This is a genomic window from Pseudomonas sp. YuFO8 (assembly GCF_035065025.1).
GTDB classification, from domain to species: Bacteria; Pseudomonadota; Gammaproteobacteria; order Pseudomonadales; family Pseudomonadaceae; genus Aquipseudomonas; species Aquipseudomonas putida_AE.
Genome location: NZ_JAXDEQ010000065.1, coordinates 1 through 22416 on the forward strand (window position 1 = coordinate 1; position 22416 = coordinate 22416).

13 protein-coding genes and 1 pseudogene are annotated in these 22416 nt (G+C 61.1%); 9 read left to right on the top strand and 5 right to left on the bottom strand.

Features of this window, described 5'->3' with window-relative positions:
• The 5 genes and pseudogenes from SOP95_RS30285 to SOP95_RS30305 form a co-directional block, all read left to right on the top strand.
• Positions 1-828: pseudogene (locus SOP95_RS30285) on the top strand (hypothetical protein); the annotation flags it as partial.
• Between the two features lie 5 nt (positions 829-833).
• The gene (locus SOP95_RS30290) at positions 834-1550 is read left to right on the top strand and encodes a hypothetical protein (protein WP_323609346.1); all 717 of its coding nucleotides are present in this window, start codon (positions 834-836) and stop codon (positions 1548-1550) included.
• 114 nt (positions 1551-1664) lie between these two features.
• Positions 1665-2060 carry a hypothetical protein gene (locus SOP95_RS30295; protein WP_323609348.1) on the top strand — a complete coding sequence of 132 codons (396 nt, stop codon included), beginning with the start codon at positions 1665-1667 and terminating at the stop codon, positions 2058-2060.
• A 216-nt stretch (positions 2061-2276) separates the two neighbouring features.
• Positions 2277-3518: a hypothetical protein gene (locus SOP95_RS30300; protein ID WP_323609349.1), complete on the top strand. Its 1242-nt coding sequence runs from the start codon at positions 2277-2279 to the stop codon at positions 3516-3518.
• The gene (locus SOP95_RS30305) at positions 3519-6863 is read left to right on the top strand and encodes an ImcF-related family protein (RefSeq protein WP_323609350.1); all 3345 of its coding nucleotides are present in this window, start codon (positions 3519-3521) and stop codon (positions 6861-6863) included.
• A gap of 88 nt (positions 6864-6951) precedes the next feature.
• Here the strand turns inward: SOP95_RS30305 and ampC are convergent, their stop codons facing one another.
• Together ampC and SOP95_RS30315 are read right to left on the bottom strand one after the other, a co-directional pair.
• Positions 6952-8109 carry a class C beta-lactamase gene (gene ampC / locus SOP95_RS30310; RefSeq protein ID WP_323609351.1) on the bottom strand — a complete coding sequence of 386 codons (1158 nt, stop codon included), beginning with the start codon at positions 8107-8109 and terminating at the stop codon, positions 6952-6954.
• 14 nt (positions 8110-8123) lie between these two features.
• Positions 8124-8852, bottom strand: coding sequence for a Crp/Fnr family transcriptional regulator (locus SOP95_RS30315; RefSeq protein ID WP_274078080.1), 729 nt, complete (start codon positions 8850-8852; stop codon positions 8124-8126).
• Between the two features lie 148 nt (positions 8853-9000).
• Between SOP95_RS30315 and SOP95_RS30320 the strand changes: the two genes are divergently transcribed.
• The gene (locus tag SOP95_RS30320) at positions 9001-9180 is read left to right on the top strand and encodes a hypothetical protein (RefSeq protein WP_274078081.1); all 180 of its coding nucleotides are present in this window, start codon (positions 9001-9003) and stop codon (positions 9178-9180) included.
• A 27-nt stretch (positions 9181-9207) separates the two neighbouring features.
• On the opposite strand, the gene SOP95_RS30325 is transcribed toward SOP95_RS30320, so the two are convergent.
• A complete protein-coding gene (locus tag SOP95_RS30325) occupies positions 9208-17850 on the bottom strand; it encodes a GH36-type glycosyl hydrolase domain-containing protein (protein WP_323609353.1) in 8643 nt (2880 codons plus the stop codon).
• A gap of 272 nt (positions 17851-18122) precedes the next feature.
• On the opposite strand from SOP95_RS30325, the gene SOP95_RS30330 reads away from it, so the two are divergent.
• Positions 18123-19046: a LysR family transcriptional regulator gene (locus tag SOP95_RS30330; protein WP_323609354.1), complete on the top strand. Its 924-nt coding sequence runs from the start codon at positions 18123-18125 to the stop codon at positions 19044-19046.
• Here SOP95_RS30330 and SOP95_RS30335 read toward each other — a convergent pair.
• Both SOP95_RS30335 and SOP95_RS30340 read right to left on the bottom strand, forming a co-directional pair.
• Positions 19043-19489 carry a GlcG/HbpS family heme-binding protein gene (locus tag SOP95_RS30335; RefSeq protein ID WP_323609355.1) on the bottom strand — a complete coding sequence of 149 codons (447 nt, stop codon included), beginning with the start codon at positions 19487-19489 and terminating at the stop codon, positions 19043-19045. The two genes, SOP95_RS30330 and SOP95_RS30335, sit on opposite strands and share 4 nt — an antisense overlap.
• 11 nt (positions 19490-19500) lie before the next feature.
• Positions 19501-20850, bottom strand: coding sequence for a metal-dependent hydrolase family protein (locus tag SOP95_RS30340; protein WP_323609357.1), 1350 nt, complete (start codon positions 20848-20850; stop codon positions 19501-19503).
• A gap of 260 nt (positions 20851-21110) precedes the next feature.
• Between SOP95_RS30340 and SOP95_RS30345 the strand changes: the two genes are divergently transcribed.
• Both SOP95_RS30345 and SOP95_RS30350 read left to right on the top strand, forming a co-directional pair.
• Positions 21111-21497, top strand: coding sequence for a nuclear transport factor 2 family protein (locus SOP95_RS30345; protein WP_274078086.1), 387 nt, complete (start codon positions 21111-21113; stop codon positions 21495-21497).
• 218 nt (positions 21498-21715) lie between these two features.
• Positions 21716-22174 (top strand): REP-associated tyrosine transposase, encoded by a 459-nt coding sequence (locus SOP95_RS30350; protein WP_323609358.1) that lies wholly within the window; start codon positions 21716-21718, stop codon positions 22172-22174.
• Positions 22175-22416: the final 242 nt, after the last annotated feature.

The following is a 22416-nucleotide window of genomic DNA, read 5'->3' on the forward strand; positions in this document are numbered from 1 at the left end:
GGCTCGACCCCGCACTTGAACTGGCTGGCGGAGAAGCAGCGGATCAAGGAACTCAGTTGGTGGGAAGAAGTGGCGGAAAAAGTGGGGTTGCCGTCGTGGGGGAAGGCTTATCACTTTCATCCTATTGGGATACTCGGAACATTTGGGAATGAAGGCGATTTGATTGATGTCGACAGTTTCTTAATTGAATATGAGCAAGTACATGCACTTTTTGCTGTTGGGACCCCTGCTCTAACAAAAGAGTCAAAAGAGAATCTAAAGAAGATATTAAGCGCTATAAATTCGTATTACGAGACATTTCCGCAGATTGCAAATCTTTACGAGGTGTCATACATGCTAGCAACTGCTAGGCATGAAACCTACTACTTTCCAAAGGCTGAGTTCTTTAGTGAGCGGCCAGAAGTCGGGGATATTGATTACTTCAACAAATATGATCCTGTTCTTGCGTCAGATCCTGCGGATCGTGAGAGGGCGAGAAAGCACGGTAACACTGAGGAAGGTGATGGGTATAAATACAGGGGGCGCGGTTGCGTACACTTAACGTGGAAAAATAATTATAAAAAATTCGCGGAATTAATGTCTTTTGATTTTGTTTTAAATCCAGATGCTGCAGCAAAATTTGAATACTCCGTCCCTATTATGATTGTTGGGATGGATAAGGGGATGTTTACAGGTCGGAGGCTGAGCCAATACTTTGGGTTGGGAAAGGCTGATTATCTGTCGGCAAGAAAAATTATAAATGGAACTGACCAAAATGTATTGATCGCGTCTTACGCTCAAAGGTTTGAAAAAATCCTTATGCAGACGTCTAGATTATCTAAAGGCTGATAATTATGCATGCGAATAAAACGATATTGATATTGTTGTGTTTGATATTGACCTGGTCAAAAGCGGCGGCGTGGAACTTGGAGGGCGAAAAAGACTCCGGGGATATTATATTGCGAGGTGAGGGTTATAGTGAAAAGTACATTGATGTAATTGGTGAGAAAGAAGGTTTCGATCGTAGACTTATAAAGTTGAACGGCTCTCCTGCTTTGCAAGTTAGTGGTAGGGACGAGTTTTATTATACGTTAGCGGTTAGGGGGAAGGAGGTGTTGATAGATTGTGCCTACGCCAATGCGCGAAATATTTATAATGGCGCTAGAGGGTCTGCAGGAGTGTGTGGATTAAATACGCTGCTTAAAATGAACTATGATGAGATTGGCTCGAGCTATTCAAATCAATGGCAACAATCCATTTTCTCCTTTGATACCAGGCCTGTATTTGAAACAGGAAGGGCAGAAAGTTTTTTAATCGGGAAAATAGGAGGTATTGAAGTTTTTGATAGGTACTTTTCAATTAGTTCCCTGGAGAACTCGTCCCCTCAAAAAGTTATAAAGAGTGCTTCTGGTTGTTTCGATTTCAAAAGCGCTGTGGTTTTTTTGGTTTTTGAAAGAAGTACGGTGAACACACTCAAATATCTTGATGTTTTTCAATCTGTCGAACCTATGCAGTTTAAAAGAATGCAAGAGGCGGATTTAATAAATCTTGCGGTTGATGAGTGTGTTTGAAGGGCGATTTGTGCAGCGTGCGGATGTTATCTGAAATGATATCGAGAATACGCAAGCGATTAACCAGTATGAGCCGGGCAGGCAGAGAGCTAACTACTATTTTGTTCGATTGGTATGGTCGAAGCTAAGGGGTTTGATTACAGAAGAGTCATCCTGGCTGGAACGGGGGATGTGGGAGAACTATTTGTAAGGTTTCTGGTTTTGTCCGGGGGGGGCTTGTCTCATTATTCAAAATTTGGTTCCTGGGGGCAGTGGAAAAGTATTAGGCGAGAAAAGCATCTGTTCAATGGATGGAAAAAAAATGAAGAGGATTATGCGGCTGTAGATTTTAAGAATGCAGTGTTTGAGGCGGGGAAGCTTGTATTTGACGTTGGAGTTACCCCGCTTCAACCAATAGGTGAAACTATTTTGTCCTGCGAGGTTGTATTGTCCAATGGACAGCCAGATCACCTCTTCTGCAAAGAGAAAAATCTCCTTAATGAAGGGTCTTGTACGACTGTCAGAAAATAGATTCTGGATTTTCAAGGCGGAGGCGGGTGAGTGAAGGTTCGTTACTTTGCAAAAAATATTCTTGAGGCGTTAGTGTCGCAAGATTCGATAAAGCTTGTTGAGGTAGGTCATTGTGAAAAGGAATAGACAACGATTGGATCTGGTTTTTATTATTTTTTGCCCGTCAGTGAGTGCATTAATATCCTTCGCCTCAGTATCCGCGGGTGAAAAATAATCATGCCTGTCAGACTGGATAAAATTCCTTCTCCAGCCCCGCGTCCCGCATCACCTCGTATTTGGCCCTGGGTCTGTTTACTTTCTCTGCTTTTGTTGTTGAGCGTGGGAAAGAGTTTGTTGTTCAGCGGTGAATCGTTGAATCAACAATCCATTGATGTCTGGCAGCACACTTTAGGCGTACCGCTTTTCGTCTGGTGTGTGTTGTTGTTCGGGCGGTTGCTGTTGTACATGGGGCAACAGGGTGCGGCCGATAGCTGGGACAAGGCCCGTGAAGAGGATTTGCTGCGAAAATTGCGTCGAGGCCGGCGATCCCAGCAAGTGTTAAGTGCGAACCTGTTCACTGCCCTGCGAAATCAGGGGGAAGAGCGGGGCAAACAACTCGATGACTTGTTGAGCGGGACGCAGGTACTGACCGCGCAACCGACCCGGATGGATGAAACCGTCGTGCGTCATAGCCGCTTAGCTGGCGCAAAGCATGAAGATCTGGAAAAAGTACTGCTCGGCGTCTTCAATCAGGTTCTGGCTGAGCTGGCGCAAACGCTGGCCCAACTGCCGGACGAAAAGCCGTTGGCACTGTTGCTGGAGGTCGAGAGCGGTCTGCCGCGAAGTCAGTGGCATCCAGCCTGGCAAAGGGCATGGACCGCATCTGGTATCCGACAATCGGCGATGCCGGTGGAGGGGCAGGGATTATCTGCACTGGACCAGTGGCTCGACCAGCGCATTGATGACCAGGCGCTACTGCTGGTGGTGGCAGTGCAATTTGCACCGCTACAGCCGGAAGGCAAGGCAGAAGCGGCTGTAGGGCTACTACTGGGTAACCGTTTGACGCAAACCACGTTACCGCCGACGGCCTACCTTCACCGTCCGGAGCGAGCGCGAGCCACCACTTCTGATGCACTGCTATATGCCACTCGCCAAGCGCTGGATTGGGCACCACTGGAAGCCAAGTCGGTTGAGCACGCATGGCGAGTGGGAATTGATGCACAACGCAATGCAGCAATAAGTACCGTTCTGGCGGAAGTGCCGATGCCGGTAAAACACAACCAGCGATTGATCGACCTGGATGCGTCGTTAGGACACCCCGGTACTGCCTCTTCGTGGCTGGCAATCGCTGCCGCAACGCAAACCATACAGCGCGGCGCTGGGCCGCAATTCATTTTCAGTGGTGACAGCGCCGTCGACGCGGGGCTCTGGAGCACGGCGCTGACGCCCGTCCTGCCGCTTTCGACGAAGGAATCTTGAATGCAGTTTCGACGCTCTTTAGGGCCGAGTGGATTGGTCGGCCTGTTAATTCTGACCGGTGTGCTCCTTGAAATCCTGGTCTGGTATTTTCCTCAATGGTTGGGGATTCGTCCTGACAGTGATCGGCAAAACACCTGGTTGTTGGCGATACCTGCGTGCACATTTATCGTCGTGATGCTCTTGGCAACCTACCGTCTGCTGTGGAGCCGTCTGGGGCATTCGGTGTATCGCGCAGAGGAGGCCGATGACGTTCCCGAGCCACCGCGCACGGATAGTCCGAAGACCCTGATCGCGCAACAGGTCCGCTTGGCTCAGGTGTCTCTCAATGATTATTACGGTCCCTTCTGGCGCCTCAAGGTCCGCCTGCTTTTGGTCGTCGGCGAACCCGAACAGATCGAAGCCATCGCCCCCGGCCTGACCACCCGGTGCTTCTTGTATGCACAGGACACCGTGCTGCTCTACGGCGGTAGCGTGCAGGCCCCAACGCTGTTCAGCCAATGGAGGGGTTTGAGTCGCTGGCGTGCCCTCGATGGCGTCGTCTGGGCCTTGAACGCGGAACAGACCACCGACGCCGTGGCGCTCGGCGAAAACGTGCGGCGTCTGTGCGATCTGGCGCGGGCGCTGCATTGGCAGTTGCCGCTGCACCTGTGGCAGGTCTGCGACACTGGGTGGGAGCAGAGCACGCGTCAGACGCAGCCGGTGGGGTGCGCGTTGCCCGCCGGCTTCACTGTCGTCGAGTTGGAGAGTCGCCTGGAGCAATTGCTCGAGCCTTTGCGCCAGGAGGGCCTGGAGCAGATGCATGGGCAGATGCAGCATGACTTTTTGCTGCGTCTGTCCCGCGATCTGCAGGTCGAGGGCATTCCCCGCTGGCGGCAGGCGCTGGCGCCATTGCTCGGCGAGTTGGCCCGAAGCGTGCCGTTGCGCGGGTTGTGGTTCAGCCTGCCGTTACCATCGGCACCGGCGGATACCCATAACCGCGGTAATTTCTGGTCGATAGCGCCAGTGTGGCAGGGCGTGCTCGGCGATACAAAGGCGCGCGTCCGTCGCCTCGGTTGGCCTGCGACCCGTATCGCGCAGGCCCTGATGCTCGCCCTGGCACTGGCGTGGAGCGCCGGCATGCTGCTGTCCTTCGCCACCAACCGCGTGCACATCGCCCAGGTGCAGACGTCGCTGGCGACCCTGCAACAATCATCAACCAGTGACGAACAATTCCTCGCCCTGAATGACCTGACCCGCGAACTGGGTCGCCTGGAGTACCGCGCCGCCCACGGCACCCCTTGGTACCAGCGCTTCGGCCTGAACCAGAACGAGCCGCTGCTGGCGCTGCTGTGGCCGCGCTACCTCGAGGCCAACCAACGATTGCTGCGCGACCCGGCGATGGCCAGCCTGCAGCAACAACTCACTACCCTGACCAAGCTCCCCGCCGACAGCCCCGAACGCCTCAAACGCGCACCCCAGGCCTACGAACAACTCAAGGCCTACCTGATGCTGGCGCGCCCGGAAAAAGCCGACGCGGCCTTTCTGGTCAAGGTCCTGGGCCCGCTCGAGCCGAGCGGCGCCGGGGTTTCGCCGGGGCTGTGGTACGGCCTGTCGCCGACGCTCTGGCAGTTCTATGGCGAGCAACTGGCTTCCCACCCGGACTGGCGCATTGCGGCCGACCCCAAGCTGGTGGCCCAGGTTCGTCAGCTGCTGCTCGGCCAGTTGGGTCAGCGCAATGCCGAAGCCAGCCTGTATAAAACCGTCCTCGATGAGGCCGCCAACCATTACCCGGCGTTGAACCTGCAACAGATGGTTGGCGACACCGAGGCACGGGCGCTGTTCGTCAGCACGGCCAACGTGCCGGGGGTGTTCACCCGCCAGGCCTGGGAGGGCCAGGTGCGCCCGGCGATCGACGCCATCGCCGAGGGGCGGCGCGAGGAGATCGACTGGGTGCTCAGCGACCAGCCCGGTGACATCGCCGCCGAGCTGACCCCGGACATGCTGCGCGAACGCCTGACCCGGCGCTACTTCCAGGACTACGCCAGCGCCTGGCTGAAGTTCCTCAACCGCGTGCGCTGGCAGCCGGCCAACAGCCTGGGCGAGGTGATCGACCAGTTGACCCTGATGAGCGACGTGCGCCAGTCGCCGCTGATCGCCCTGATGAACACTCTGGCTTATCAGGGGCAAGCCGGCACTCGGACCCAGGCGTTGGCCGATTCGCTGATCAGCTCGGCGCAAAAGCTGATCGCCCAGGCCCCAGGGCCGCTGATCGAGCAGCAATTGCAGGGACCGAAAGGCCCCCTGGATGCCACCTTTGGTCCGCTGCTGGCCCTGCTCGGCAAAACCCCCGAAGGCCAGGACGACCGCGAACGCCTGAGCCTGCAAGCCTTCCTCAACCAGGTCACGCGCACTCGCCTGACCCTGCAGCAGGTCAACCATGCCGCCGACCCGCAGGACATGACCCAGACCCTGGCGCAGACCGTGTTTCAGGGCAAAAGCATTGACCTCACCGACACCCGCGCCTACGGCAGCCAGCTCGCCGCCAGCCTCGGCGCGGAGTGGGGCGGCATTGGCCAGACCCTGTTCGTGCAGCCGCTGGAGCAGGCCTGGCAGCGCGTCCTGCAACCTTCGGCCAGCAGCCTCAACCGTCAGTGGCAACGGGCGATCGTCAGTGAATGGGACGCAGCCTTTACCGGCCGCTATCCGTTCGCGGCCACCGCCAGCGACGCCTCGTTGCCGATGCTCGGGCAGATCATCCGCGCCGACTCCGGGCGTCTCGAGCAATTTCTGCAGCGCGAGTTGGGCGGCTTGCTGCGCAAGGAAGGCAGCCGCTGGGTGGCCGACGCACAACACAGCCAGGGCCTGCGCTTCAACCCGCAGTTCATCCAGGCGATCAACCAGCTCAGTCACCTAGCCGACGTGCTGTTTACCGACGGCGGCATGGGCCTGAGTTTCGAACTGCAAGGCAAACCGGTGCGCGACGTGGTGCAGACCACTTTCACCCTCAACGGCGAACAGCACGAGTACTTCAACCAGAAGGAAAGCTGGCAGCGCTTCAACTGGCCGGGTCGCAGCCAATACCCCGGCGCGAGCCTGACCTGGACCAGCGTGCGGGCCAACGAACGGTTGTTTGGCGACTACCCGGGCACCTGGGGCCTGATCCGCCTGCTGGAGCAGGCCCAAGTCACGCCACTGGATGACGGCGACAGCCGTTTTCGGATGGTGCTCAAGGCGCCCGATGGCATTGGCCTGACCTGGTATCTGCGCACCGAACTGGGGGCAGGGCCGATGGCGCTGCTCAAGTTGCGTGGCTTCAAGTTGCCGACGCAGATCTTTTTGGGCAAGGGTGAAAAAGTGCCGCTTTGATTATGGAGGGCAGGGCTTGCTGGTGATAGCGGTTCGTCAGGCGACAACGGTGTCGGCTGTTCGTCCGCCATCGCCAGCAAGCCGGCTCCTACAGGGCTAAAGACTCCAATATCTGATGAGCAATCTTCACCCGCTCTTCATTCGGATAGTTTTTATTGGCCAGGATCACAACCCCCATATCCTTCGCTGGCACATACGCAACGTAAGCCCCAAACCCACCGGTTGAACCCGTCTTGTTGAGCAGCACATCTTCAGCCTGCGGTTGCGGTGGATTCAGCCACTGAACCTGATGCGCCTCCATGGCCATCGCCGTCGAATTCCCCGCCAGCAGGCGATCGAGAGTGACCGGATAGCGATACATCTCCCACCCAAGTCCCTGGGTCATGTCGCCGACGCTGTAGTAACCGGTATGGGTCAAGGCGATCGCCTGTTGAAGGGGTTTTTCCAGGCTGGCCGGTTGCAGGTTGGCCTGGACAAAAGCGATCAGGTCCGCCGCACTGGTTTTCACGCCGTAGGCTTCGGCATCCAGCGCCCCCGGCCCGACCCGTACGGGTTTGTCGGCCTTGTTGTAGCCTTGGGCATACAGCGCCATTTGATCCTGCGGCACGTTGAGCCAGGTGTGTTTCAGACCGAGCTTGGGCAGCAGGGTGTTTTCCATTAAGACATTGAAGGGCTGGCCCAGTGCCTGGGCGGCGAGGTAGCCGGACAAACCGATGCTGGGGTTCGAATACAGGCGGTGGCTGCCGACGGCGTATGCCGGCTTCCACTGCTGGTAGTAGCCGAGCATCTTGTCCGCCGAATCCGCCTCGGCCGGGAATTGCAGGGGCAGGCCGCCGGCGGTGTAGGTGGCCAGCTGCAATACACTGATGTGGTCGAACGCGCTGCCGTGCAGGGCCGGCAGTACCTCGCTGGCCTTGTCGGTCAATGCCAGTTTGCCGGTGGCCTGGGCGTAGGCGGCGAGGGTGGCGGTGTAGGTTTTGCTGACCGAGCCGATCTCGAACAGAGTGTCCTGGGTCACCGGGCTGCCGGTCTCTTTTGAGGCCAGGCCATAGTTGAAGTAGTGCGGTTTGCCGTTGAGGGTGACGGCCACGGCCATGCCGGCGATGCCTTGCGCTTGCATGACCGGGCGCACGGCGTTGCTGACGATCGATTCGAGCGGGTCCTGGGCGAGGGCCTGGCCTGCCGCGAGCATCGCAACGCAGGCGGCCAGAATCTTCAATCTTCCGAGATTGACCGTGTCCGTCATGGGTATCGCTCCATTCACTTGTCGCGCCGCATTGGAAAATAGGGCAGCAGGCGTTCGGTTTCTTTTTTGACCACGGCGTAGCATTCGCAACTCAGCTCCTCGAGACGAGTCCTGTCCAGGACCTTGATGTGGCCCCGAGTATATTCGATGACCCCCAGGCGCTGCAGCTTGCCGGCCGCGTCGGTCACGCCTTCGCGGCGTACGCCGAGCATGTTGGCGATCAGTTCCTGGGTCATGGTCAGTTCGTTACCGGGCAGGCGATCGAGGGACAACAGCAACCAGCGACACAGCTGCTGGTCGATGGAGTGGTGGCGGTTGCACACCGCCGTCTGGGCCATTTGCGTGATCAGCGCCTGGGTGTAGCGCAGCATCAGCAGGAGCATTTCTTCGTGGCGGTTGAACTCGTCCTTGAGTTGCTGGCCGGGCAGGCGGTAGGCATGCCCGGCGCTTTGCACAACGGCGCGGCTCGGCGTGCTTTCGCCGCCCATGAAGACCGCAACGCCGATCAGGCCTTCGTTGCCGACCACCGAGATCTCGGCCGAGGCGCCGTTCTCCATTACGTACAACAGCGACACGATGGAGTCGGTGGGGAAGTAGACATGGCGCAGGGCGCCGCCGGACTCGTAGAGCACTTGGCCAAGGGGCAACTCGACCAGCTCGAGGTGGGGCAGCAGGCGGTCCAGCGATGACGCCGGAAGCGCTGCCAGCAGGTAGTTCTGTTGTGGCTTGGGTACAGCGAACATATCAGCCACCCTTCGAAGGAAAATTCCCTGAGGGGGACAGGTTACTCCAAAGCACACTATGCGGGGCAACGCACCGACGTCGCCGCTGCCATCTGCAATGCTCAAGGGAGCGACGCTGCCTCTGCAGCGCCGGACGTTGGAGATGGCCATGAGCAAACACATTGACCCGAATCTTCGCCAGGGCCCTGGCAAGCCCACTGCGAAGCAGCCACAAAGCACGCCGCCACCCCTGCATCCCAAGCACGGGCAGGCGGCCGACCAACCGGTTCACAGCAAACTGAGCGACGCGGTGCAGCCGCACCACCAGGGCCCGGGCAGTAACGCCTGAACCCTGTTCCACCCAGCGCGCTGGATCTCAGCGCTCAAGATCGGCTTCGACGGTGCTGATGTAGCCAGGCATTTGCGCCTGCTGCGCTTTTACCGGGCAGGTCACCAGTACCTGATGGTCCCTGCCGTCATCTGATAATTGCAGCGCTTCCCGGCCCAGCAGCTCGCCGTCCAGCATGATCACCAGTGTGCTGGTCGTGCCAGGGCGCACATCGATATGGTAGGTCGTCGCCCCATAGCGGTAGCGCAGCGTGTAGCCAGGCCAGCCCTGCGCCAGCAGCGGTTCGATATGCAATGCAGTGCCGACACGCTGCAAACCGAGCAATGACTCGACGATGAAACGGTACATCCAGCCGGCCGACCCGGTGTACCAGGTCCAACCCCCGCGGCCCGCATGGGGCGGCGTGCCATAGACGTCGGCCGCCATGACATAGGGCTCGACCTTGTAGGTCTCCAGCCGGCTGGCGACTTCACCCCCTGCAGGGTTGATCATGTCGAGCAACCGCCAGGCCCTGGCGTTGTCGCCTAGCTCGGCGAACGCCATGCCGGCCCAGACCGCTGCGTGGGTGTACTGGCCGCCATTCTCCCGCACGCCCGGCACGTAGCCCTTGATGTAACCGGGCTCCAGGGTGCCTGTGTCGAAAGGCGGATCGAGCAGCAGCACCGCGCCGGTGTCGGGGCGTACCAGGTGCTGCTCGAGCGAAGACATGGCCGTGCGTCGCCGCGCTTGCGGGGCGGCCCCCGAGAGTACCGACCAGCTTTGCGCGATCGAGTCGATGCGGCACTCGTCATTGTCGGCCGAGCCCAGGAGCTGGCCGTCGTCAAACCAGGCGCGCCGGTACCAGGCACCGTCCCAGGCATGCGCCTCCAGACTCGACTGCAGCAGGGCGGCCTGCTGGGTACAACGCTGTGCGAAAACAGGGTCGCCGTGCAATTGGGCAGTGAGGGCGAAGCGCTGCAGGACATCAAAGCCGAAGAAGCCCAGCCACACGCTTTCCCCTTGGCCCAGATGGCCGACCCGGTTCATCCCGTCGTTCCAGTCGCCGGTGCCGATCAAGGGCAGGCCGTGGCTGCCGCGCGGCAGGCTGTGTTCGATGGCGCGCACGCAATGCTGATAGAGGCTTTCTTCGAGGTGCGATTTGCCCGGCAGGTCGTAGTAAGACTCTTCCCCGGCATTGAGCGGGCGGCCTTCAAGGTAGCCCACGGGCTCGGCCAGCACGCTGAGGTCGCCGGTGACGCTCACATAGTGACTGGTCGCCAGCGCCAGCCACAGATAATCGTCGGAACAGCCACTGCGCACACCGCGATCCAGCGGCGGGTGCCACCAATGTTGCACGTCGCCTTCGGCATATTGATGGGCCGCACACAACAACAGGTGGGCACGCACGCTGGCGGGATCGGCATGGAGCATCGCCATGCTGTCCTGCAGTTGATCGCGAAAGCCGATGGCGCCGCCGGACTGATAGTAGCCACTGCGGGCCTGGAAGCGACAGGCGATCACCTGGTACATCAGCCAGCCATTGACCATCACATCGATGCTCGGGTCGGGGGTCTGGACCTGGATCACGTCCAGCTGCGAACGCCAGTGCTCGCGTACCGCCTCCAGTTGCGCGGTGGCCGCGGCCAGGCCGCGGTATTGATGAACCAGGCGCAGGGCGGACGCCGTGTCCCTGGCTGCACCGAGGCGGAAGACCACGTCCTGCTCTTCACCGCTGTCGAGATCCAGGGCCACCTGGATCGCCGCGCAAGGATCGAAGCCGCCACCGGTGCGGCCCGACAGGCGTGCCTGCTGCAGTCCTGCAGGTGCCTTGAGGCTGCCGTTGCGGCCGACGAACTCGGTGCGATCGCCGCTGATGCTGGTGTCGGTCGAGTCGGTATCGAGAAACGCCACCCGTTCGCCAAACTCGATCGAATAGGCGTTCCTGGCGAAGAATGCGCCGCTGGTGGGGTCGGCTTCCGTCACCACATGCATCGCCGATTTGCTGCGCAGGTCGCCCAGCACCCACTCCACATAACAGGTGGTCGACAGGCGCCTTGGGCGGCCCGAGCGATTGCGAATCTGCAGATGCGAGAACTTGATCGAAGCATCCAGCGCCACATACACCCACAGCTCGGTGTGGATGCCGTCTTCATCGTGCTCGAACACGCTGTAGCCGAAGCCGTGCCGGGTGCGGTACTCGCCAGTGCCGGGACAAGGCTGTGGCGTCACCGACCAGAAATGCCCGGTTTCTTCATCGCGCACATAGATCGCCTCGCCGCTGGCGTCGGTGATCGGGTCGTTATGCCAAGGGCTCAGGCGAAATTCGTGGGCGTTTTCCATCCAGGTGTAGGCGCCACCGCTTTCGGAAATCACCGAGCCGAAGTGCGGGTTGGCCAACACGTTGGCCCATGGCGCCGGCGTCGGCTTGCCAGGCTGCAGGGTCATGACGTACTCGCTGCCATCGGCACTGAAGCCGCCATAGGCGTTGCCCAGCAGCAAACCGTCGAGGGCGGGCAGGGCAGTGGTCGCCGTAGTCTTGGCCTGGCGCTTGAGGGTGGGGACCAGCGCCGGGGACACCGGGCTGGCGTGACGCCGTTGAAGCTGTTCGGCAATGCTGCCTTTGCTTTCGCTCAGCACCAGGCGCGCCACCGACAGGATCAACGTGCGGTCCTCGTTCGACAACTGCTGGGCCGGCCGCACGAAGATGCCCCCGGGATGGTCAATCAGCGAGGCTTCGCTGCCGGATGTCACCACCCCCATGATCAAGTCCTGGAGTTGCTGGCGATAGCCCGCCTGGTCTTCGTTCCAGATCACCAGATCGACCATCAGGCCTTTTTGTCGCCAGTAGGCATGGGCCTTGACCATCTGCTGCACCAGCTCGATGTTCTCGACGGTGGCGATCTGCAACAGCACGATGGGCAGGTCGCCGGAGATCGCCTGGCCCCAGAGGCTCGATTGATTGCGTCGGTTGGCCATCAATACGCTGTTTTCCGTGCGCAACGAGGCGTTGGCGTAGAGGATCGACGCGGCCATCTGTTCAAACAGGCGGGCATCTTCCGGCGTTACATTGAGTTGGCGCAGCAACACCTGGCTGTGGGTCCAAGCCAGGTCGAAGACGCGATCAGCGAGGTGACGGTCGCGGAATTTGTTGATCAGGTACAGGCAACCCTCACGGCTGTCCGCCACGCCGGTCACCAGGTCGATGGTCGCCGTTTGCCCGGGTTCCAGGGTAATGCGGCAGCGGATCGCGACGATCGGGTCCAGCACCGAACCGGCAGTGCCGGACAGCTGCTGGACGTGGCCATCGAGTGCCGCCGGTGCGGCAACGTCGCGCCCGCGGCCGATGAAGCGTGCGCGATCGGTCTCGTAGGAAATCGCGTCGATGTCCGCGCCATGGACCGCCATCAGGTGGCACATCCAGGGCACGGCTTCCTCAGTGGAACGGCGCCTGCGGGTGCAGACGATAGCCTGCAACGCCGGCAGCAGTTCGGTCTGCACGAACAGGTTGCTGAAGGCCGGGTGCATGGCATCACTGATGGCCGGCGCCAGGACCACCTCGGCGTAGGTGGTGATCTCCACGCTACGCCGTACGCGGCCGCGGTTGGTGATGTGCAGCCGGCGCAATTCGATGTCGTCTTCGGGCGACACGACGATCTCGGTGTGCGTATCGAAGTCGAGCTCGCGAACCCGAAACTCGGCCCGGGCATCGCTGAAAATCGCCTCATGGCTTTCAGGCCGGTGCAGGGTCGGCTGGTGCGCCGAGGACCAGAACACGCCGCTGCTGACATCGCGCAGGTAGCAGAACATGCCCCAGTTGTCGCGGGTCGCATCTTCACGCCAGCGGGTCACGGCGATGTCGTTGCAGCGGCTGTAACCGCCGCCGGCACTGCTGAGCATCACGTGATAACGGCCGTTGGACAGCAGCTGGACGGCGGGGCGCTTGCGCCCGGGATCGGCGAACACGCGAAGCCTGGTTTCCTGGGTCCCGGCATTGTCCCCCGTGGCAGGGTCGTGGGTCGCATGCAGGTAGGGCGCGGCGGTTTTCGGCACGCGTTCCTGCAGCAGCAAGAGGGTCGCCTGAAAGGCCGGAATCGACTCGAATCGGCGCTGCATGGGCCGGTCCAGCAGCAGGCTGGTCAAGGCCAGCAGGCTCATGCCCTGGTGGTGCGCCATGAACGAGCGCACCACCGCATAACGCTGGCCCCGGGGCAGGCGTGCCTCGGTGTAGTCGACCGCTTCGTACAGGCCATAACGGCCGGCAGAGCCCTGGGTCGCCAGGCGTTGCAGGTTGCGGCAGGCCGCTTGCGGCTCGACCATCAGCGCCAGGGCGCTGGCGTACGGCGCAATCACGGTGTCCTCGGCCAGCCCGCGCTTGAGGCCAAGGCCTGGCACACCAAAGGCCCGATACTGATAATTGAAGTGGCCGTCCAGGGTGTTGTAACCCGACTCGGACACGCCCCAGGGGATGCCCAGCTGGTTGCCATGCTCGATCTGCAAGGCCACGGCCGCGCGGCAGGTCTGCTCCAGCAGCGTGCCTTCATAGCTGGGCATGATCAGGTTGGGCATCAGGTATTCGAACATCGAGCCGGACCAGGACAACAGCACCGGCACCCCGCGATTGTTGCTGAGCAAACGCCCGAGGGTGAACCAGGCCTGTTGCGGCAGCTGGCCCTGGGCGATGACCACGAAATTGGTCAGGCGCACCTCTGACGCGAGCAGGTCGTAGTAGCCGTTGTCCAGCCGGCGTTCGTCGGCGTTGTAGCCGATCGAGAACAGGTCGCGCTGGGCATCGTAGAGGAAAGTGAAGTCCATGCTCGCCAGAGACGCGGACAGTTCGGCCAGGTGCTCGAGCTGGCTGATTCGGGCGCGAGCCAGGGTTTGTACCACCTGCACTTGCGCCTGATCGGCGGGCAGCCACAGCGTGATATCGAGCTCGGCCATGTGCCGCAGGGTGAGTGCCTTGGCCTGGGTGGGTGCCTGCGGCAGCTCGAAGCGCAGCCACTCTGCGCGCAGATCCGCGCACTGCATCTGCAATGCCTGCAGCCAGTAGTGGACTTCTTCAGCGGCGCTGGTCGGGCTGTCGATCGCCAGGGCCTGTGCCTGATCGAGCAGTTGCAGGAGGTTGTCCTGGACGCTGGCCGATTCCACCTTCGCCCTCAGTTCGAGCACGGCACGGTCATCGAGGCCCGCACCTTCCAACGCCTGTTGCAGCACATCGAGAGTGTCGCCCAGGCCGCCAAGGCTGCGTCGATCGAACAGGGGCGTGTCAATCAATCCCAACAGCCCCGGCCGCAAGGTGAGCAACAGGCCCGCCAGGTTGCCGCTGTCGACGGTGGACACGTACCGAGGTGCCAACGGTTGCAGTGTCTGGGTGTCGTACCAGTTGTAGAAGTGCCCCTGATGCCGCTCAAGGCCGGCCATGGATTCAAGGGTGGCGTTGATGCGTTCAAGCAGGCGCCCGCTGCTCAGATAGCCGAAATCGTGGGCCGCCAGGTGCGAGAGCAAGGCCATGCCCATGTTGGTCGGTGAAGTCCGATGGGCAATGGTCGGCTTGGGTATTTCCTGGACGTTGTCCGGCGGCAACCAGTTGTCCTCAGGGCCCACATAACGATCGAAGAACGCCCAGGTCTGGCGTGACAGCATGCGCAGGAAGCGCAGGTCCTGCGCGGATGGACTGAACCCTGTCGGTGTGGTCGGCAGGCTGATCCACCAGGCAATCGCCGGGCTCGCCAGCCACACCAGCAGCAAAGGTGCCGCGAGTGCGAGTACATGGGGAGAGGAGAGCAGGGCCGCGAACAGCAGCAGCGCCAAAGCAGGAGCAATCCACAGGCTTTTATACATGCCGGCCAGATCGTTGCCACTGGAGCGCTCCACCTCACGGGAAGGCTGCCATTGCAGCAGGCGACGCTTGCTGATCAGCATGCGCCACAGCGAGCGGCCAATCGCGTCGAAGCTCAGCAACGCATCGGAGGGCAGCCAGACAATCGACAACAGCGCCCGCATGAAATGCTGGCCCGAGGTGTGCAAGGCCGCCGTCAGGTGTTGCCCCAATGGAATATCGGCCGCTTTCTGCACCAGCGCCAGCACCGACTGCAGCACGGGTTGCAGGCAGACCAGTATCACCACCGCCAACGTCCAGGAGGCGGCCTCGTTCGTACCCAGCCAGCCCCATGCCAGCATCGCGAGGAAGGCGCCTGGTTCCAGGCTGCGGCGCAGATTGTCGAAGATTTTCCAGCGGGCCAGGTTGCTCAGGCGATTGGCCGCGAACCCTCCCTGGGGTTTCGGGGCCCACGGCAGGGCCCAGTACAGCACTTGCCAGTCGCCGCGAATCCAGCGGTGGCGGCGCTTGGCATCGGCGCTGTAGCGCGACGGGTATTCCTCATACAGCTGCACATCGCTGAGCAGTCCGCAGCGGGCATAGCAGCCTTCGATCAGGTCATGGCTGAGGATGCGGTTGTCGGGCAGGCAACCCTCGAGCGCCTGTTCGAAGGCGTCGACGGCATAGATGCCCTTGCCGATGAAGGAACCGTTGTGGAACAGGTCTTGGTACACATCGGAAACGGCGCGGGTGTACGGGTCGATACCGGCATCGCTGCCAAACAGGCGGGCGTAGGTCGAGCGTGCCGTGCTAGGCAGGCTGATGCCCACCCGTGGCTGGAGGATGGCGTAACCGCTGACGATCCTGCCGCTCTTTTCATCGAATACCGGATGGTTCAGCGGGTGCATCATGGTGCCGATACACTGGCGCGCGACATCCCGTGGCAACAAGGTATCGGTGTCCAGGGTAATGACGAAGCGCACCGCACTCAGGGGCGCGATATCACCGACAATCAAGGCAAAACGCTCCTGGCCTTTGCCTCGCAGCAATGCGTTGAGCTCGGCGAGTTTGCCGCGCTTGCGCTCATGCCCCATCCATACCCGCTCTGTAGCACTCCAGTGCCTGGGCCGGTGCAGCAGGAAGAACCGGTCGACCTGACCATCGGCATACTTGTGGTTGAGCGCCTCGATCAGTTGGCGCGCCAGGGTGAGCAGTTCGCCGTCCTCGGGCATCACCTCGGCGGGGGCGTCCATGAAGTCGCTGAGCAGGGCGAAATGCAGGTTGTCATCGCGATTGGCCAGGAAGCGCACTTCCAGGCCTTCCGCCAGGGCTTCGATGTCGCCGGCGTTGGCAAACATCGTCGGCACCGCCACCAGCGTTCGTGCCTCGGTCGGTATGCCCTTGCTGTAATCCAGGCGGGGCAGTAGCGACGGGGCGACGGTGAGGGTCACCAGCCAGTTGACCAGTCCTATCGCCAGGCGGCTGGTCATCAACAGTGCGGGCACCGCGAGCAGGACCAGCCCCCAGATGGGTGTGCCGCTGTGATAAGCGCTGCTGAGAAAGGGCCAGGCCAACAAAAATGTCAGCAGCAGAGCAGGGCACAGGTAGAACTTCAGCGGGGCGCTCTGCAGCATTCGCTTCCAGCGTTCGAGCGGCGACACGCTGGCGTGCAGCGCCTGCTCCAGGCTGAACAACCCGTCAGCCACCAGGTAATAGCCCACGTGTCCGGTCACTCCGGCGGGTTGTGGGGTGTTGGCCAGTTCGATGGCGGCTTCTGCCACCTGGGCCTCAGACTGCACGCAATGCCGGGCCAGACGTTCGACCACATGGCGGTAGCGATCGCGGGTGGCGAAGTCCATGTTCGCGTAGACGCCCGCCGGGTCGGTGCACAAGACCTGTTCGACATGGCTGAGCAGCTCGACGAACTCGCGCCAGTCGGTCGCCGCCAGCAAGCGCAGGCTGGCGATGCTGTTGCTGATGGACACCTGGTCACCGGATTGCTGCTGGGCATCCATCTGCACCAGGCGTTCGACGGTCAGGCCGGCCTCACCGAGGGTTTGTTCTATCCACGCCATGGGCAAGATCAGCGCGGCGCTTTGCCCGTGCAGGCGGCGCGCCAGTTCGGCCACGAAGGCTGGCGTCATCGGTGGCGCCGAGCGCGCCATGTCGGCCACGGTCAAGACCACGCTCTTGGCGTCGCGCTCGGCCATTTCGATCAGGCGATCGGCCCAGTCATCGGCCAGGTTGCGGTCATCGCGGTTGGCCATGACCCGGGACGCCACGCGCCGCAGGTTCTCGATCAGCGCCAGGCGCAGCATGATCGGGATGGCCCACAGCTCGCCCAGGGTCAGCGGCGTGATGGTCTGGTACGAGGCGATGAAACAATCCAGGCTCGGCGCATCGACCCGGCCATCGCCGTGGGCGATGGTTTCCAGGGCGATGTCGTAGACCCGCGGCAGGCCTGCCGAGGGCCCTTCGGCCAGGCGTGGCAGCTCGCGGCTGTAGCCGTCGGGCAGGTGGGTCCTGGCGGTGCGGATGTTTTCTTCGATCAGGTAGAAGTTGTCCAGCAGCCATTCCGCCGCCGGGGTGGCGCGTCGACTGGACTGTTGCACGGTCTTGAGCGCTGCGCAGCTACGTTCCAGCAGCAGTTGGTTGTCGGTCAGGCGGCCGAGCAAGGCGTCCTTTCTGGAAAGACGCCCGAGCACATGTTGGCGGGCCAGGACGATGCCGTGGTCGGCCATCTGCTGCGCATTGAACAGGTCGGAACGCAGGATGGGCTCGTACTCGAACTTGTGCCGCGCGGCACTCCACCTGAGCCAGATGGCCGGTGAGCGCCAAAGGCTGGACAGTGTGCGAGTCAGGATATTTTCCATGAAATCCTTCGTACGACCTGCGCAGGGCAGGGCGCATGTGGAATGAAGGCGGTTCTACGCCAGGCTAGGTGTGCGGGGCATTGCGCCGCCGGGCGCAGCATTCCACCGACGAGTGTGAAGTGTTCAGGGGGGCGAAGTCTGTTCGGTAGCGAACATAGGCGGTGTAGGCAGGTATCTTGCGTCGCGATACCTGCTAACGCGGCACGCGATTGGTGGGAGTTATACCCGGGTCATTAGAGTTGCCACTGCCATCCATTTGCAGCGGAAACAGCATGCGCTATCGACGTCTTGACTTGAACCTGCTGGTAGCGCTCGATGCCCTGTTGAGCGAATGCAGCGTCAGCAGGGCCGCTGAACGACTGTGCCTGGGCCAGTCGGCAACCAGCTCGGCGCTTGGACGTTTGCGCGAGCATTTCAATGACCCGTTGCTGGTGCAGGTCGGGCGGCGGCTGGAGCCCACTGCCCTGGGGCTGGAGCTGATGCCAAAAGTGCAGGAAGCCCTCGCCCTGACGCGGGAGATTATCGATGCACCGATGAATTTCGACCCGGCCACCTGTACCCGGCAATTCACCTTGGTGGCTTCCGATTACGTGGCCGGGGTGCTGTTGCCAGCGGTCAGTCTTGCGTTGGCGCGCATCGCGCCGGGTGTGCGTGTGAGCCTGCGCGACTTGCCTGTGCCGCGCGATGGTGACGTGGTCAGCGAAGCGCTCGACTATCGGCGCAGTGATTGTGTGATTGTGCCGCAACGGCGGTTGAACCCTGCTTACCCCCACGTACCCTTGATGAGTGACCAGCTGTGTTGCATCGTCTGTGCGCAGCAGCCGCAGTTCGCCGAGGGTTTGAGCCTGACGGGCTACTGCGCCGCCGAACATGTGGTGCGTGAGTTCGCCGACGGGCGAAACCTGGCCATGGATGCCGTGCATCTGCATGAGTTGGGTGTTCATCGGAGGGTGGCCGTGGCCGTTGAAAGCTTCGTGCTGATGCCGGAGTTCATAGTCGGTACCGCGCGAATTGCCACTGTGTTTCGCCGGCAGGCAGAACGTTTTGCCCAGCGTTATCCACTGCGCATTCACCCTGCACCGCTGGCTTTTCCGGACGCCGTACAGGTGCTGCAATGGCACCCGTATCAGGAACGAGACCCGGCGCTGATGTGGTTTCGCAGCCTGCTGTTGGAGCAGGCCGCGTCGCTTGATTAACCCGCGGGCTGATCACCGGTATCGGCAACCAAACCGGCCTGGTCGATCGCCTGCATGGCGCAGCGCTCATCATTGTCCGAAGTGTCGCCACTGATGCCGATGGCGCCGATAATTTTCCCCTCGGCATTTCGAATCAGCACACCGCCGGCGACTGGAATCACCTCGCCGCCGGTCAGGCTGTTGATCGCATCGAAAAACGCCGGCATGGCCTGCGCACGCCGTGCCAGTTCCCGTCCGCCGAAGCCCATTCCCAGGCAGCCGCGCGCTTTGCCCGTGGCGATCTGTGGGCGCAGGAAACTGGCCTGTTCATCGCGCAGGACCGCCAGTGGATGACCCGCTGCATCCAGCACGGCGGCGGCCAGGGGGTTGAGCCCGGTTTCCCGGGCGATGCGGATCGCGCTGCTGGCGATCTGGGTGGCTGTGGTCAGATCAAGTGGGTGCATGATATCGATCCTCATACGGCCCACTTGCCCAGTTGGGCAACCCGGTCGCGGGTGTACAGGTCCGTCCACTTCAACGAGTTGAAATCGGACACTTGCTTGGGGTTGTAGGGGCTGCGTTCCATGCGCACCGGCTGACCGGCCTTGTACACGGCCTTGAGGCGCGAGCGGTCCTGGAGGATGCGGATGTCGTGCAGCGGCGAGCCGTCGAGCAACAGGAAGTCCGCTTGCTTGCCCACTTCCAGGGAGCCGATGGTTTCACCGCGCGGCATGCAGCGCGCACCGACGGTGGTGGCGGCATACAGGGCTTCGGCGGGCGTGAAGCCCAGGCGCGTGACCAGCAGTTCAAGCTCACGGGCATGCCACTCGCCATAAGGCGTCACGGCAAAACCGCTGTCGCTGCCACAGGCGAACGGCACACCGGCCGCCTTGGCACGTTTGAGCACCGCCGAACCGACTTCCAGCGTGCGCGCGCAGTAACCGGCGTACCCGGTGGTGATGGCCGGGTCGTGGGGCTGGCAAAAATCCACGGTGTTCTGCGGGAAGGTCATGGTCGGCGCGAGGATACTGCCCGCTTCGAGCAAGGCCTCGATACAGTCGTCGTCCATGTAGAAGGCGTGGAACACCAGATCGACACCCGCGCGTGCGGCGTACATCACCGCTTCACGGCCATAGGCATGGGTCGCTACTTTGCACCCCAGGCGATGGGCTTCTTCGACCATCTCGTAGGTTTCTTCGGCGGTGAACGCCGCGATGATTTCGCCGTTCGGGCGACGATGGGTGCCGTCCATGGCGATCTTGATCAGGTCTACGCCATCCTTCGCCTGCTTGCGGATTTCTGCCAGGGCTTCGCTGCGGCTGGTGACCAGGCGCGCGGTGAAGTATTCCGGAGCTCCTACGCGGCTCGGAAACCAGTCATTGAGGCTCTGCCGATTGGTGATGACCCGGCTGCTGGCCGCGATGCGCGGACCCTCGAACAGGCCAGCGGCAATTGCGTTGCGCACTGAAATGCTGAGCTGGCCGCTATCGCCCGGGCAAACCATGCTGGTCACGCCGGCGGCCAGCACATGTTGGGCGAAGAACGTGCCACGCAGCGCGCGGAATTCGTCGCTGGTCCAGATATCGATGTCTTCTTCACTCTGCGCGTTGCCGAAGGCCAGGTGGGTATGCACGTCCACCAGGCCTGGCATGACAAAGTTATCGCCGGCATCGACAATGCTGTCACCCGCTTGTGGCTGCGGCGCCATGGCTGTCGGGCCGACGTAGGTCAGCAGGCCGTTATCCACGACCAGCGTTTGCTGTTGACGGGTATGCAGGCCAGTACCGTCGAACAGGGTCTGGCATTTGAGGTGCAGGGCATTCATGGCGTTTTCACTTGGCTGATTGTGATGCAAAGTGAGGCTAGGGCGCGGCCACGGGCGCCACCAGCAACTTGCATCAATGGGCGGGTATTGATGGCGTCGATAGCTGCTCAATCCCACTAGGGGCGGGGCCTTTGCGGCGCAGGGTGAGATCAGGGGGTGGGTATCGCGAGTGGCGATGGCTGGCATCGTGATCGACGATTTTTTACAGGTCGGATTGCAAGTCTATGGTGCGCGCTCATCACCCACAGAGAGCCATTGACATGACCACCGCAGCCGTAAAAAACCAACTCCTGGCACTTGAGCAGGAACGCCGCCGGGCCCTGGTTGAAGAAGACTACCCACGCGTCGCCGAGCTGTTCGCCGATGACCTCGTGTATGTGCACACCACCGGATTGGTGCAAGGCAAGGCGGACTATCTGGAGTACGCCAAAAGCGCCGTGCAGTATCTGGACATTGAACGAGGCGAATTGCAGGTCCGCTTTTACGGCGAGTACCTGGCGGTGATGACCGGCACGCAATGCAACACCTTGCGCAAGCGCGGTGGCGAGCAGTCGATTCGCGGCGACGGCTTTGCCACGCAGGTCTGGACGTTGGGCGCAGAGGGTTGGCAGATCAGCTCGTTCCATGGGACACGTGCGCCTAACTGAATTCGTTCAGCACGCTATCGCTGGCAAGCCAGCTCCTACAGGTTTTCGGGTGCCTGCGGATTGTTGGGCGGTACACGAATCTGTAGGAGGCGGCTTGCTGCGGGCGGCGTTCCGACGATAACGTCCGAATAGTCACATCCAGAACCAAACTGTGACAACGCTCTTCATCCTGGCGCACTAGCCTTGTGTTTCGGTTTTGAACACAGGAGGGCAATGGAATGCCTGATCTTCCCCACGCCAATCGCCTGCGCGCCGGGCGCTATTCCCAATCCGGGCAAATTTATCTGCTGACCGCAGTGACCCGCAATCGCGAGCCGCTATTCACCAATTGGCTGACAGGGCGGCTCCTGGTACGGCAATTTCAACAAGCACAGACTGACGACCAGGCGGATTCCCTGGCCTGGGTGGTCATGCCTGACCATTTTCATTGGCTGGTTGAGCTGAAGAACGGCACCTTGCCGGCGCTGATGCTGGCCACCAAATCTCGTAGCGCAAGAGCGATCAATACTCACCTGGGGCGAACAGGATGTCTTTGGCAAAAAGGCTTTCACGACCGTGCCATTCGCTACGAAGAGGATCTACTGGCGGTTGCCCTGTACGTCATCGCCAACCCCATACGCGCCGGCCTTGTCCGGCGAGTACATGATTACCCGTTGTGGGACGCCAAATGGTTGTAGGGATGGTTGCTGAATTTTGGTACGACACAAATGCGTAGGAGCCGGCTAGCTGGCGATTCGGTGGTGGCCGTTATGCCGCCATCGCTGGCAAGCCAGCTCCTACAGGTTTTGGGCTGCATGCGGGTTGTTGATACGACACAAATCTGAACTGACCCCCAAATGTTGGACGGTCTTTGTCGCTAGCCAACGGATCGGGTTCTGTATTCCACAGGACTCAGTCCGCCGAGTTTCGCCTTGATTCG

Excerpts from the sequence above, each read along its gene's own strand:
- SOP95_RS30290 (WP_323609346.1), top strand. The coding sequence starts at position 834 with ATGCATGCGAATAAAACGATATTGATATTGTTGTGTTTGATATTGACC.
- SOP95_RS30295 (WP_323609348.1), top strand. The coding sequence starts at position 1,665 with ATGGTCGAAGCTAAGGGGTTTGATTACAGAAGAGTCATCCTGGCTGGA.
- SOP95_RS30300 (WP_323609349.1), top strand. The coding sequence starts at position 2,277 with ATGCCTGTCAGACTGGATAAAATTCCTTCTCCAGCCCCGCGTCCCGCA.
- SOP95_RS30305 (WP_323609350.1), top strand. The coding sequence starts at position 3,519 with ATGCAGTTTCGACGCTCTTTAGGGCCGAGTGGATTGGTCGGCCTGTTA.
- ampC (WP_323609351.1), bottom strand. The coding sequence starts at position 8,109 with ATGACGGACACGGTCAATCTCGGAAGATTGAAGATTCTGGCCGCCTGC.
- SOP95_RS30315 (WP_274078080.1), bottom strand. The coding sequence starts at position 8,852 with ATGTTCGCTGTACCCAAGCCACAACAGAACTACCTGCTGGCAGCGCTT.
- SOP95_RS30320 (WP_274078081.1), top strand. The coding sequence starts at position 9,001 with ATGAGCAAACACATTGACCCGAATCTTCGCCAGGGCCCTGGCAAGCCC.
- SOP95_RS30325 (WP_323609353.1), bottom strand. The coding sequence starts at position 17,850 with ATGGAAAATATCCTGACTCGCACACTGTCCAGCCTTTGGCGCTCACCG.
- SOP95_RS30330 (WP_323609354.1), top strand. The coding sequence starts at position 18,123 with ATGCGCTATCGACGTCTTGACTTGAACCTGCTGGTAGCGCTCGATGCC.
- SOP95_RS30335 (WP_323609355.1), bottom strand. The coding sequence starts at position 19,489 with ATGCACCCACTTGATCTGACCACAGCCACCCAGATCGCCAGCAGCGCG.
- SOP95_RS30340 (WP_323609357.1), bottom strand. The coding sequence starts at position 20,850 with ATGAATGCCCTGCACCTCAAATGCCAGACCCTGTTCGACGGTACTGGC.
- SOP95_RS30345 (WP_274078086.1), top strand. The coding sequence starts at position 21,111 with ATGACCACCGCAGCCGTAAAAAACCAACTCCTGGCACTTGAGCAGGAA.
- SOP95_RS30350 (WP_323609358.1), top strand. The coding sequence starts at position 21,716 with ATGCCTGATCTTCCCCACGCCAATCGCCTGCGCGCCGGGCGCTATTCC.